This window comes from Pseudomonas sp. (assembly GCF_048269965.1).
Taxonomy (GTDB): domain Bacteria; phylum Pseudomonadota; class Gammaproteobacteria; order Pseudomonadales; family Pseudomonadaceae; genus Aquipseudomonas.
On sequence record NZ_JBLWTV010000018.1, the window covers coordinates 84,695 to 99,300 of the forward strand.

The 14,606-nt window shown below is 62.4% G+C and carries 5 protein-coding genes; 3 read left to right on the forward strand and 2 right to left on the reverse strand.

The annotated features are described in order from the left end of the window. Positions 1-11: 11 nt before the first annotated feature. Positions 12-1,958: a cyclic di-GMP receptor LapD gene (gene lapD, locus ACN0X6_RS19090; RefSeq protein WP_417706368.1), complete on the forward strand. Its 1,947-nt coding sequence runs from the start codon at positions 12-14 to the stop codon at positions 1,956-1,958. Between the two features lie 10 nt (positions 1,959-1,968). Here lapD and ACN0X6_RS19095 read toward each other — a convergent pair whose 3' ends face one another. Then, positions 1,969-2,310, reverse strand: a complete 342-nt coding sequence (locus ACN0X6_RS19095; RefSeq protein WP_079784014.1) for a tryptophan synthase subunit beta — start codon at positions 2,308-2,310, stop codon at positions 1,969-1,971. A 151-nt stretch (positions 2,311-2,461) separates the two neighbouring features. After that, entirely contained in the window at positions 2,462-10,612 is an 8,151-nt protein-coding gene (locus tag ACN0X6_RS19100; RefSeq protein WP_417706369.1) for a retention module-containing protein, read from the reverse strand. Positions 10,613-11,058: 446 nt separating this feature from the next. Between ACN0X6_RS19100 and ACN0X6_RS19105 the strand changes: the two genes are divergently transcribed. After that, complete coding sequence (locus tag ACN0X6_RS19105; protein ID WP_417706370.1) at positions 11,059-12,414, forward strand: TolC family outer membrane protein; 1,356 nt, start codon at positions 11,059-11,061, stop codon at positions 12,412-12,414. 32 nt (positions 12,415-12,446) lie between these two features. Beyond that, the gene (locus ACN0X6_RS19110) at positions 12,447-14,597 is read left to right on the forward strand and encodes a type I secretion system permease/ATPase (protein WP_417706399.1); all 2,151 of its coding nucleotides are present in this window, start codon (positions 12,447-12,449) and stop codon (positions 14,595-14,597) included. The last annotated feature ends 9 nt before the right edge of the window (positions 14,598-14,606 follow it).

Below are 14,606 nucleotides of genomic sequence, written 5' to 3' on the forward strand. Positions count from 1 at the left end.
AGGAAAGAGGAATGTCCCTACTCAAGCAGCTGTTTCTCGCCATCTGCCTGTTTCTGGTGGTGGCCTTCACCGGCAGTTTCATCGCCGGCGTGGAGAGCTCGCGCGAACAGTTGATCAGCCAGCTGCGCTCGCACGCCCAGGACGCCGCCACGGCGCTGGGGCTGTCGATGACCCCGCACGTGGACGACCCGGCGATGATCGAGCTGATGGTCAGCTCGATCTTCGACAGCGGCTACTTCGCCAGCATCCGCGTGGTGCGCATTGCCGACGACGGCGTGATCGTCGAGCGCAGCACCGAGATCAGACCTGAAAACCTGCCCGGCTGGTTCGTCGATCTGGTCGATCTGCAGCCCCAGGGCGGCGATGCGCTGATCATGCGCGGCTGGGAGCAGGCCGCCAGAGTGGAGGTGCTCAGCCATCCGCAGTTCGCCCTGGCCAAGCTGTGGGACAGCGCCCTCGGCAGCCTGTTCTGGCTGCTGCTGTGTGGCCTGGTCAGTGCCGTGCTCGGTGGCTGGCTGCTGCGCACCCAGCTGCGGCCGCTGGACAACATGGTGCAGCAGGCGCAAGCCATCAGCCGCCGCGAGTTCCTCACCCTGCCGCGCGTGCCACGCACGCCGGAGCTCAAGCGTGTGGTGCTGGCAATGAACCAGATGGTCGACAAGCTCAAGACCCTGTTCGCCGAAGAAGCCGCGCGCAGCGAGAAACTGCGCGGCGAGGCCTATCAGGACAGCCTCACCGGCCTGGCCAACCGCCGCCAGTTCGACATACGCCTGAGCAACCAGTTGGTGATCAACGAGCAGAATCCGGATGGCTACCTGCTGCTGCTGCGCCTCAACGATCTGGGCGGGCTAAACCAGCGCCTCGGCGGCCAGCGTACCGACGCGCTGATCGCCGCATTGGGCGATCAACTCAAACAACTGCTGGCGTTACCGGAGCGCAGCCAATGGCTGGCATCGCGCAACCGCGGTGGCGAGTTCACACTGCTGGCGCCCGGCCTCAATGGCGAAGACGCAGAGCGCCTGGCCAGCGAGCTCAGCGAGGCCCTGAACAGCCTGAAGCAGACCGGTGCCAGTGACTGCGATCCCGTTGCCCACATCGGCATTGCCGCCTTTCGCCCCGGCGAACGGAGCGAAGCCGTGCTGAGCCGCGCGGATCAGGCGCTGGCTCAGGCACAGAGCAACACGGACAGGTGCTGGGAACGCCTCGACGACTTCACCGCCCGCACCACTCAGGGCCTGCACGACTGGCGCAGCTGGCTCGACGATGCGCTGACCCAGGGCAAATTGCAGCTGTATTTCCAGCCTGTCGCCGAATGCGCTAAGGGCACGCTCATGCAGCACAAGGTGCTGGCGCGCCTGCTCGATCCGGCTGGCGAAGCCATCACGGCCGGGCGCTTCCTGCCCTGGATCGAGCGCCTGGGCTGGGCTGCGCGCTTCGATCTGGCGATGCTCGAACATAGCCTGGCGCACCTGACACAACATCCTCGCCCGCTGGCGCTGAGCCTGTCTGCCGCGACCCTGCGCAATGAACAGGACAAAGCGCGCCTGCTCGATGTACTGAACCGTCATGAGGACGTCGCACACCTGATGACGCTGGAAATCGACGAACGCCACCTGCCGCCGCCCGCCGAGCTGGAAGCGCTGAGCCAGGCGATTCGTGAGGCGGGTTTCAACCTGGGCCTGCAGCATTTCGGTGGGCGCTTCAGCCTGATCGGCAATCTCACCCACCTGGGCCTGGCCTACCTGAAGATCGATGGCACCTACATCCGCGCCATCGACCAGGAGGGCGACAAGCGGCTGTTCATCGAAGCGATCTTCCGCGCCACCAACAGCATCGACCTGCCGCTGATCGCCGAGATGGTGGAAACCGAAGAAGAACTCGCCGTGCTGACCGAACTGGGCATCCACGGCGCCATGGGTCGTCTGATCGGCGCACCGGCGCCCTGGGGCAACCAATAATGGCGTGGTGCTAAACCAGATCGTGCTCGTCGTCACCAAGCAGGCCGCTGAGGCCCTCGATCTCGGCACGGGCGATGGCACGCTGGTCGAGCTTCTGTCGCGCGGCCTCGGGCAGGTCGGTGTAGCGGATAACACCTCGTTCGACCAGCACGCTGACCACGTCTTCCAGTACGCGCACCAGCTCCAGGTCAGACTGTTTCAGGCTGTCCAGGCGCGCCTTGACCTCTTCCTTGGCCTCGAGCCAGCTGTGTAGCTCCTCGCTCTCGACAGCCAGGTTCTCCGTCATACCCTCGAAGGGCTCATGTTCGACTCGCAACAAACGCCCGGCCGCGTCGCGCTGTACATAGACCATCGCTGCCTCCAGCAAACGCCATAAAAAAGCCCGCTACTCGGAACGGGTAGCGGGCTTACTCTAGTTGAGTGCTCCAACTAAGGAAACTCTGACAAGCATTTCCCTTTGCCCGAGAGACCGCCAGCGCAGCGCTGACGGCCTCCCGCGCAGCTCAGGCGACCAACTGCTGGCTGGTCAACATGTCATCGATTATGTCAGCAGCATTGCCCATACCGCCGCCAAGCAAGGTGTTCTCCAGGGTGATGGTCTGATCGATGGTGGAGGTGTCAGCCACGTTGCCGGAGCTGGAAACACTGATCACTGTATTGGTGGCCGTGAAGCTGAAGCTCAGATAGTCATCCAGCACATTGGCGTCGCCGGAGTCGCTCACACCCACCAACAGATCGGACAGATCCAGCTTGTCGCCCAGGCCGAAGTCCTTCACGACATCGTGGTAGTTGCCGTCTCGGTCGCCAGCATTCCAGACAAAGGTGTCCTTGCCGCTGCCGCCGAACAGCACGTCATTGCCGGTGCCGCCGATCAGGGTGTCATCGCCGCCCTGGCCGAACAGCCAGTCGTTGCCGGCGCCGCCCTCGAGTACATCGTCGCCACCGACACCATCGACCGAAGCGCCCAGTTTTTCCGCATTGGCGCGAACGAAGCTCATGATCTGCGCCTGAGTCGGGGCCACCCCGGAATTGAGCGCCGTCAGGTGATCGACCAGCACCTGATAACCCGGCGCCTTGCTGGCGTCTACCCACAGGGTATTGAGCGAGTCACCGAACAGGTAGTCGTCACTTGCACCGGCTACCAGGTGGTCATCGCCCAGGCTGGCGTAGCCACCATCGGTGACGCTGCCAGGGTCGAGTACCGCGAAAAGCTGGCTCGGCGTGGTCACGATCTGCGGCTCGCCTACCGCACCGTCAACGGTGTTACCACCAAAGGACAACGAGCCTTTTCCTATCTCGTCAGTATTATCGAAGAAACGCAGCACATTGCTGTTGACCCCGGTACCGATGCCGATGGCATGCACCTCGGCGCGATCCATCAACGTCGTCGCATCATCCAGAGCCCGGTTGACGTCGCGGTAGTTCACCGTGCTGCCGCTGTTGCCGTTGTCATTGTTATAAGTGGTCGGGTCGCCATCGGTCAGGAAGTAGGCGAGGTTGTTGTAGTCGTTGGCCTCCACCCCATCGAACCAGGCATTGGCCTGCTTCATCGCCGCCTCGTAGTTGGTGGCCCCGGAAGCAGTCAGCGCCATCAGCACGTTGTTAGGCGCTGCCAGGGCCGTCTGGATCTGCGTCAGGGTACCGCTGAGCAACAGGCTGGAGCTGGACGAGAAGGAGATCAGCGCGATGTTGATCTGCCCCGTGTGAGTGCCCAGCTTGCCGACAAAGGCATTGACCGCATCCTTGAGCAACCCCAGCCGGCTGCTGTATCCCCCCGGGCCATCCGGATTGTCCGCCATGCTGCCGGAACGATCGAGGATCAAGGCAATGTTGTAATTCTCCGCCGGCTTGACCACCGGAGGCTTGGCACCACCCAGATCGCCAACCAGCACGTCATTGCCGAAGGTCCCTTCGATAGCCCCTTTGCCATCGTCGTACTGACTGGGCACATGATGGGGCACACTGGAGTTCGGTGTGTCGTCGGCGTTGCTGCCGACCACCAGCACCGACTGGTCGCCGCGGATGCAGATATCCAGATCGGCCGTAGCGTGGTCGCCATCGCCATCGCTCACCACGTAGGTGAAGCTCTGCGTCAGTTGCCCACTGGGGCCGAAGTTCAGGTTGCCTTGTGCGGAGAAGTCGAACTGCCCGATATCGTCGCCATCCAGATGAATCTTCAGCGTCCCGGTTGCGGTGGTGAGCGTCAGCTCAGCGGTCGCGGCATCGAAGCCCCAGGCGACAGGACCAGCCCCGCTCACCTCGATGCCGTCGCCGGCTTCATTGAGGCTGAAAGTCTGGCCATCGACGCTGACTGATTCGATACGCCCCAGACCGTCGGCGCCCAGGCTGTCGTTGACCAGAACGTCACCAGAGACGCTGCCGCCCAGGTCGGCCAGGTCCAGCAGAGTTGCGGACAGGCTGTCAGGCTCGCTGCTGATCACCGAACCATCACTGGCGATCTGCCCCATGAAAGAACCCGTGAAACTGACACCCACGGAGTGCGCGGTAAAGCTATTGGTGGCGCTGTTGTTATCAACATCGACGTTGCCGATGAAGTTCGTCCAGTTGTTGGCGATCCAGGTGGTCAGCGTCGCGCCCTGCGCTCCGACGGTAGGCTCACCATCGGAAATGAAGTACAGCTTGTGCTGCTGCGCCGGATCGGCACCCGGAGCGCTGACGTCGTTGGTGATCTGAGTCTTGGCCACGCTCAGGGCCTGCTCGTAGTTGGTGAAACCACTGACGGCAAGACCCTCGACCGCCGTGAGCAGAGCCGTGTAACCCGGATCACCCACTGAACTGAAGGTGAAGTCGCCGATTTCCGCAGCGCCCGAGTTGAAGGTGATCAGGTTGACGTGTACCGGGGCAGAGAGACCGGCATAACCCTGGGCCAGGTCGATCACCGCTTGCTTGAGGGATTCCAGCTTGGGACCGGCCATGCTTAACGAGACGTCCAGTACCAGGGTCAGGTTCACCAGCGGTGGCGCGGCCTGGACGATGCAGTCGGGCTTGTCGCTGGCGGCAATGGGCACGTCATCCTGCACGTCGACCACCAGCGTCCCTGCCGGGAAGCCGGCGGGTAGCGGATCGCCGTCGCCATCGGTCGCCTGCAGCATCTTGGAGAAATCGATGGGCTGCCCTGCCGTACCCAGGGTCTCGTTATCGTCGCCATCACCCAGCGGATGGTCCAGCGGACCTTTGAGCTCGAAGCGATAACTGCCGTCAGCACCCACCTCGAAGCTGAATACCGGATAGCCTTCGACACCCGCCACCTCACCGATCAGGGTGGAACTGACCAGTTGCTCGCCATCCCATTCGTACTCGACCCGGTAGCTCAGCTCGACGCCACCGGAGCTGAGCTGCTGCGTCAGCATCGAAGTCACATCGCCGGTCAGGCTGAAGTTCCCCGGCCCATCGGCGCCGAAATCGACCAGCGCATGCAGCGTGCCGGCACTGCCTTCGGCCACCAGTGTCTGGCCGGCCTCGGGATTGCCGAGATAGGGCGCGCTGAGCTGATCCTCGTGTACCAGGTGGTCGAGGGTTGGCGCGCAATTCTCGTCCACGGTCTGATACTGCGGCCTCGTCGCCTCGATCACCGCCGGCCCACCGAAGGCGCTGTTGCCACCAACCAGGTAGTTGCCCAGGCCTAGATCTACTGGCTTGATGACGTCACCATCGCCATCGTAGAACTGGGTGCCGGCCTTGATGTAATAGGCCTCGACGGTGCCGCCATAGGCCTGCTCGACCCAGGCGACGTAACCTTGCGGGTGGCTCGGATCCTTGATGTCACTCCCGCCGGGGTATTCGATCTTGACCGCCTTGGTGCCGTCGCCGGTGTCGACCAGGAACAGCACATGGGAAATGCCATGATCGATGTTCTTGGGATCGCAGCCACAGTCCTTCTCGGCCAGGGTTGGCACGTCGTCCTGCACGTTGATGACGAACAGACCGCCAGCCCCCTGCGGTATCTGCAGCGGGTCGCCATCGCCATCGGTGATCGCCAGCAACTGGGTGAAGTCGATGCCAAAGGCACCGTCCGACGACCAGAGCTCGTTGTCGTCACCATTTTTCAGCGGATGGTCGATTGGCCCCTGCAGTTCGAAGCTGAAGTCGCCGTTGGCCTTCACCACCAGTTCAAATACCGGATAACCGCCTGCAACCGTGGCCGTCGCAGTAAGCGTGGTGCTGACCAGATTGCCGTCGTCATCGAGTTCCTGGGTGACCTGATAGTCGAGCGGCTCACCGCCGGACGTCAGTCCCTGAGCGTTCAACAACTCGGCGGCGCTACCCTCCTCCACCAGGCTGAAATCACCGGGCCCATCGGCGCCGAAGGCCACCAGTGAGAGCAAACTGGCCGCGCCCGTCGCAGTGCTGATCATCAGCGTCTGGCCAGGACCATCCGGGTTGCCCTGATGGGGATCGGTCAGCTTGTCCTCGTGTACCGTGCCGCCTACGGGTGCAGGCGTCTTGACCGTCCAGGTGGCCTGGATGTTGACGTCGTTGTAGTCGTTGTCACCGCCGACGTTGATATCCTCCCAGTTCTGATTGCCCGCTGCGCCGTTGTCCAGCACATGCTGTTTATCGCCCGGGTTGAGCGCCGGGTCGCTGAACACGACGTTGGCACCGCCCGCACCGGAGAGCGGGGTAGCTCCTACGAACGCCTGCCACTGGCCATCGACCGGCGCGAAGGACACCTCAGTGCCGTCAGCAATGTTATTCGCTGCACCATCGGGGATGATGAAGAAGCCGACCTGGCTGGGGTCGAGCCCCATCAGGACCACCGAGTCACCGTCAGTCAGGTCAGTGGTATCGGCCCAGATGACCTTGCCGCTGAGCGGCGTGCCATCCTCACCTTTGATGTAGTAGCCATAGCTGTTGACGTAGGAGGCGTCACCGCCCTTGTAGGTCAGGGTCAGGCAGTAGTCCGGCTCGCTGACCACCAACTCAGGCACATCGTCTTCGATATTGATGACGAACAGGCCAGTGGTACCCTCCGGCTGCTGCAGCGGGTCACCGTCACCATCGGTGGCGGTGAACAGCTGAGTGAAGTCAATACCGAATACGCCATCGGAAGACCACAGTTCACCGTCGTTGTCGCTCTGCTCGGGGTGGTCTATCGGTCCCTGCAGCTCGAAGTGGAAGCTGCCATCGGCATTCACCCTCAGCTCGAAAACAGGGTAATTGCCCAGGCTGTCGGCGGAAACCGCTGTCAATGTGGTGCTGACCAATTTGCCGTCGACACGGGTTTCAACCACCTCATACACCAGGTTGTCTCCGCCCGAGGTCAACCCCTGAGCGTCAAGTAACGCAGCAGCGTCGCCGCTGTTGACCAACCCGAATGCACCGGGGCCATCCGCGCCGAAAGAGACCAGCGAAGCCAATGTTCCGGCACCACCCTCAGTGCTGACTACCAGTGTTTGAGTGCCGCCATCCGGGTTGCCGGCGTTCGGGCTGGTCAAAAGGTCTTCGTGCACCGTACCGCCGAGCGCAAGCTGCTGCGGATCGACAGGCTTCAAGGTCGGCACATCATCCTCGACGTCGATGACGAAGCTGGCGCTGGCAAAACCATCGGCAATCGGATCACCATCGCCATCGGTGGCTACCAGCACACCAGAGAAATCCAGCTCCAGGCTGTTGTCACCAAGGGTTTCGGAGTCGATACCGTCCTCCTCCTCGTGGTCCAACGCGCCCTTGAGTGTAAACAGGTAGCTGCCATCGCTATTCACCTCGAGGCGGAAGACCTCGCTGCCACCTTCACCAGCCGTAGCGGTGAGCGTGGTGCCATCCGTAGACACGACGTAAAACAGCGCAACACCACCGGAGCTCAAGGCAAGTGTCTGCAGTCCAGACAGCGCACCGGGCTCCTGACTCAGGTGGAAACCACCACGACCATCGGCGCCGAAGTTGACCAGTACATCCAATGCGCCGATATCACCTTCAACCGTGCGGGTCTGCTCAGGCTCGCTACCGGGCTCGGCATTGCCATTACCCAAGGCATCTTCGTGCACCAGCCCACTGACCACCGGCTGTTGCGGATTGGGCTGGGCCGGCAACGGCACGTCATCCTGAATCTTGATGACGAACAGGCCTTTCGCGCCTTCAGGCAGCTGTAGCGGGTCGCCGTCGCCATCAGTAGCGGTGAACAGGTGAGTGAAGTCGAGGCCGATGCCGCCTTCGCTCGACCATAGCTCGTTATCGTCGCCATCATCGCTCGGATGATCGATGGGTCCTTGCAACTCGAAGCTGAAACTGCCATCGGCGTTGATTATCAGGGTGAATACCGGGTAGCCGCCAACTTCTGCGACAGCCGTCGCGGTTAATGTGCTAATCGGGTTGCCGTCAGGGTCCGTGGTCGTGCTGATGCTGTAGAGCATCGGCTCACCGCCAGAAGTCAGGCCCTGGGCACCCAGTACCTCTGCCACCGTTTCACTGCCTACCAGGCCGAATGCTCCCGGGCCGTCAGCCCCGAAGGACACCAGCGCCATCAAACTACCAGCGCCACCCTCCGTACTGATCAGCAGGCGCTGACCTGCTTCAGGGTTACCTGGATAAGGTGTGTCCAATTGGTCTTCATGCACGGTGCCGCCGACGGGCGCCTTGGTGGTCCATGCCACCTGGATGTTCACATCGTTGTAGTCGTTGTCGCTGTTGCCGTCGTTGACGTCTTCCCAGTTCTGGTTGCCCGGTGCGGCGTTGTCCTCGACATGGGATTTGCCAGCGGGGTTCAGCGCAGGGTTGTCGAACAATACATCAGCACCACCGGCCCCATTGATTTCTGTATCGCCGATGAAGGCTTGCCACTGCCCCTCCACGATCTGAAAGGTTACCTCGGTATTGCTGGCAGCGCCGTTCAAGCCCCCATTGGGAATGATGAAGAAACCAACCTCACTCGGGTCGAGCCCGTGAAGGGTGATCGAGTCGCCCTCTGTCAAGCCGCTGGTGTCGCCCCAGATGATCTGACCGCTGATTGGCTCACCATCCGGACCTTTGATGTAATAGCCATAGCTGTTGAGGTATGACGCATCACCGCCCTGATAGGTGATGGTCAGGCAGTGTTGGCAACCATCTTCCACCAACACCGGTACGTCGTCTTCCACGTCGATCACGAAACTGCCAGGGTTGAAGCTACCTGGTACTGCGTCGCCGTCGTAGTCGGTGGCGATCAGCAGCTTGGAGAAGTCCAACGCGAGGTCCTTGTCGCCCAACAGTTCGCTGTCATCTCCGTCCTTGCGTGGATGATCGATCGGCCCCGACAAGGTGAATACATACCCACCATCGCTGGTCACGACCAAGGTGAATACCGGCACGCCACCCGCAGTCGCTGTCAGTGTGCTCGTGCTGCCATCTTCCGAGACCGCAACTGAATAGACCAACGGTTCGGTAGCCGAGGTCAGGGCCAACGCCTGCAAGTCAGTCAGCGCCTCAGGGTCGGTACTCAGCTGGAAGCCCCCGCGCCCATCAGCCCCGAAGTTGACCAGCACATCCAGCGCCCCCGGATCACCCATGAGCTGATGGGTTTGCGCGGGCAGGTTGCCGGGTTCGGCGTTACCGATACTGACCAGGGCATCCTCATGCACCAGGCCTCCGACGACCGGAGGCTCACCTTCGCTTTCGACCAGTTCGGGACTGTCATCGTCCACCATGATGCTCAGGTTGCCGGTCGCAGGGGTGCCGTTGCCGTCCGTAATGCTGTAGGTGAAGGTAAGGAAGAGGTCGTTCTCGTCGCGGCCTCCGGGCAGCGGCGGCTCGTGATCCAGTGCGGCCAGCAGTTCAAATGTGTAAGTACCGGCCAACAGGTCGGTGACTTCGAGCCTGAAGACCTCCTGATCACCAGCGAAAGCCATCAACGTCAGTCCATCCAGACTCACCTCGTAGCTAAGCGGTACGCCCCCCGAAGTCATCCCCAACCCAGACAGCCCTGCCGTACTCCAGGTGAATCCACCCGGGCCGTCAGGACCAAAGCTGTAGCCCAGAATACCGAATACCGAAGCAGCCTCACCGGGAAGATCATTGGGTCCGCCGGCGATGCCGCCTGACAAACCCTCCTCGTCGACTGCATTGATAGCCTCGCCCCCGCTAGGGGCACCGTCGACTTCGAGGACCTCGGGCACCACCACCTCATCAGGATCGACAAGCGGCTCGCCATCGGGGAATTCGGGACCGGTGCTGAGCCCTTCGGTAGGGAAACCTATCACGGGGTCGAGTGCGCCGCCGACCTCGCCGAGCAGCACGAAGGAGTGGCCGCCACCGACGCCGCCTGCACCACCACCACCACCACCACCACCCGCACCCGGGCCGGCGGCGGTGGCTTCACCCTCGAGGGTCGGGTCGACGCCGGCCTCGATCGCCGCCTGCAGTCGCTCGACGTCGGTCAGGTCGCTGTCGCTGGGAGCGGGGGGCGGCGCATCGGCCGTCGGAGTCTGCGCGTCGGGACTGGCGGCAAGCATCTGCGCGTCGAGCGTCATGCTGCTGTCGCGCCCCAGCGTCAGTTGCTGGCCGTTGCTCATGGCAATGGCCACCGCGCCGGAGGCGCCGGTTACCAGTTGCTCGCCCGCGTAGACCCGGTCTCCTTCACTGATCGGCCGGCGCGATCCGTCGCTCGCTACCGCGAACACTTCGCCGACAACCTGACTGACGACACCAATAAGAGTAGCCATGATTCCATCCTCACTACGGCTGCCGACCACCGCCGACACGTACCTACCGAAAGGGTCAGAACACCTTTTCGAAGCCGAGGAGAAACCCCAGACAGCTGATTGAAATGGAACGGCGCAAAATCCCAAAAACGCTACTGACAAAAAAATGTCACTACAACCTGCGTCGAACTACTCCATCAGATGAATCCCCGCCCTTTGATGCCTGACAACCCATTTCAGCTGCGTAACCCACGGAAAATGAGGGTTTGCGCAGCTCACAGGTCTAAACAATGTGCTGCTTTTCGCAGAGTTCATAAGATTTTTTCTGAATATGGGTTGTGAAAAAAACATCTTAGGTTCTCCAAAAGTTGTTCTTAGCTCTGATGTTACAAGCCTGAAACGGTTTTACAGGCAAAAACGCCATTTTTATGGCGACAGGATAAGAACTTCAGTCAGGAGAAACGCCAATGCGCACCTTGACCCCGCTATGGAGCGCCATGCTTTTGGCGACTGTTTGCAGCCAGGCGCAAGCCATGAATCTCTCGGAAGCGATTCAAAGCACGCTGGACAATCACCCGGAGATCCACGCAGCCGCCAATAGTCGACTCTCATCGGATGAGGACGTGAAATTCGCGAAAGGGGGATATCTCCCCACAGTCGACCTGTTGGTCGGCTACGGTCGCGAGCAGACGGACAGCCCCAGTACCCGCGCACTGGGCGATCACAACAAGGAGACACTCAACTACCGTGATGCCGAACTTCGACTGAGACAGATGCTCTTCGACGGCTTCAACACGCCCAATGAAGTGGCGCGCACCGAGGCCGTGGTGAACTCACGAGCCTATCGCCTGCTCGGCACCTCCGAAAGCCTGGCCCTGCGCACCGTCGAGGTGTACCTCGATGTGCTGATGCGTCGCGAGATGGTCACCCTGGCCCGCAACAACCTGCAGGCGCACCAGCGCATCAACGATCAGATCGGTTTGCGCAGCCGCCAGGGCGTTGGCAGCACTGCCGACCTGGACCAGTCCGAAGCGCGTCTGGCACTGGCGCAGAACAACCTCTACACCGAAGAGGTCAACCTGGCCGATGCCGAAGCCAACTTCTTCAGCGCCGTGGGCCGCCTGCCGGATCAGTTGGAAAGCCCGGCTTCGATCAAAGGCGGCATGCCCGCCGACCTGCTCGCCGCGCGGCAGACCGTGATGGACAACAACCCGTTCCTGAAATCAGCGCAGGCTGACGTCCACGCCGCCGAGAAGCAGTACGAGGTCGCCAAGTCGCCCTTCTACCCGCGCTTCGATCTGGAGCTGGCGACCTCGGCCGATGACAACGTGCAGGGCGATGAGGGTCACTACAACAGCTGGCGAGCGGCGGTGGTGATGAACTACAACCTGTTCAACGGCATGCGCGACAAGGCCCGGCTGCAGTCGGCTGCGCACCAGATCAACGAGTCGATGGACGTCCGCAACAACGCGCTGCGCGTGCTCAACGAGAACCTCTCGCTGGCCTGGAACGCCATGGAGAACGCGCGTCTGCAAACCCCCAAGGCACGTGATTACGCGGACTACACCTCGCGGGTTCGCGAAGCCTATCAGCAGCAGTTCAGCCTGGGTCAACGCACCTTGCTCGACCTGCTCGACAGCGAAAACGAGCTGTTCACCGCCAACCGCCGTTACACCGAAGTGCGCTACGGCGAAGAGTTCTCGATGTACCGCGTCGTTGCGGCAATGGGTGATCTGCTGCGCCAGCAACAGGTCGTGGTCCCTGCAGAAGCTGTAGCCCTCACTGAAGTGAAGAGCGAGGCGCGTTTGCCGGATATGAAGTAGTACCGGTTGAGGAGTAGTAGAAATTGACCACCATGGAACTGCCAGGGGCGGCCAGTGACCCGCGACTCAGCCACGACGATCCGCTGCTCGATGGCTTGCTGATCCTCTGCCGACTACACGGCTGCTCGGCCAGCCGTGGCACCCTCAGTGCCGGCCTGCCCATGCCGGAGCAACGCATGAGCCCCGACCTGCTGCCGCGTGCTGCGGCACGGGCCGGGTTGCAGGGGCGTCTGCTGCAGCGCGACCTTGCCAGCATTTCCGCCCTCAACCTGCCCGTCCTGCTGCTGCTCAAGGACGGGCGCTGTGCGGTTCTGCGCCAGTGGGGGCCGAAGCAGCAGGCGCAGATCCTGCCCTGCGAGACCGATGGCGGCGAACAATGGGTCAGCCGTGAACAACTGGCCGCCGAGTACAGCGGCCGAGCCTTTTTCGCCCGCCCGCGACATCAGCTGGAAGAGGCCCGCACACCGCTGGTGCCACGCATCGAGGCCTGGTTCCGCGACACCCTCAAGCTGTCGCGCTGGCTCTACACCGATGCCGTCCTGGCCAGCCTGCTGATCAACCTGCTGGGCCTGATGGTGCCGCTGTTCGTGATGCAGACCTACGACCGCGTGGTGCCCAACCAGGCGACCGCGACGCTCTGGGTGTTGGCCATTGGTCTGTTTATCGGCACCGGCTTCGAACTGCTGCTCAAGGTGCTGCGCGCACACCTGCTGGATACCGCAGGCAAGAAGACCGATGTGGTGCTGTCGGCCACCCTGTTCGAGCGCATCACCGGCATGTCGATGAAGGCGCGACCGGCGACTGTGGGCGGCTTCGCGCAAAGCATCCATGACTTCCAGGGACTGCGCGATTTTCTCACTGCGGTCACGCTGACCAGCCTGATCGACCTGCCTTTCTCCCTATTGATGCTGCTGGTGATCGGGCTGATCGGCGGGCCACTGGTATTCATCCCGCTGCTGGCCTTCCCGATCACCGCGTTGTTCGCCTACCTCATCCAGATTCGCCTGCGCGATACCGTGCAGAAGAGTCTGCAGCTCGGCGCGCAACGCCAGGCGCTGCTGATCGAGACCCTCGGCGGTCTGGAGACGCTCAAGGCCTGTGGTGCCGAAAGCGAGCGCCAGCACCAGTGGGAACAAACCCATGGCGCCCTCACCCGTCTGGACGGCCATGCAAAATTCCTCGCCTCGCTGGCCACCAATGGCACCCTGTTCCTGCAGCAGTTCGCCGGCATGGCCACCATCGTCGCCGGGGTCTATCTGATCATCGCCGGCAACCTCAGCGTCGGTGCCCTGGTGGCCTGCTACATGCTCGGCAGCCGCATCCTCGCCCCACTGGGACAGATCGCCGGGCTGATCACCCGCTACCAGCAGGCGCGCCTGACCATGACCAGCACCGATGCCCTGATGGCCCTGCCGCAGGAGCGTCAGGACAAGCAGCGGCCGCTGGATCGCACCCAGCTCAAGGGCGCCCTGGAAATCCGGCAAATCAGCTTCACCTACCCCGAGCAGAGCGCACCGGCGCTGACCAACGTCAGCCTGCGCCTGGGCGCTGGCGAGCGCCTCGGCATCATCGGTCGCAGCGGCTCGGGCAAGAGCACTCTGGCGCGGCTACTGATGGCCTTCTACAGTGCCGACGAAGGGCAGATCCTGCTCGACAACCTCGACCTGCGTCAGCTCGACGTCGCCGACCTGCGCCACCAGATCGGCTACGTCGCCCACGATCTGCCACTGCTGGCCGGCAGCCTGCGCGACAACCTGACCCTCGGCGCCCGTTACATCAGCGACGCGCGCATGCTCGAAGTCGCCGAGCTGACCGGCGTGGTGGACCTGGCGCGCCAGCATCCGCAGGGTTTCGAACGCCCGGTGGGCGAACGCGGCCAGTTGCTCTCCGGTGGCCAGCGCCAGGCCGTGTTGCTGGCCCGCGCACTGTTGCTCGACCCGCCGATCCTGGTGCTCGACGAACCCACCAGCGCCATGGACAACACCAGCGAAGACCTGCTGCGCCAGCGCCTGCACAAGTGGGTGCAGGGCAAGACGCTGATCCTCATCACCCATCGCGCCTCCATGCTCAGCCTGGTGGATCGCCTGGCCGTGCTGGACAACGGCCATGTGGTGGCGGACGGGCCGAAGGAAGCGGTGATCGAAGCCTTGCGCAAGGGCCGCGTCGGCCCGGCCAGCCTGTAGGAGCGACGA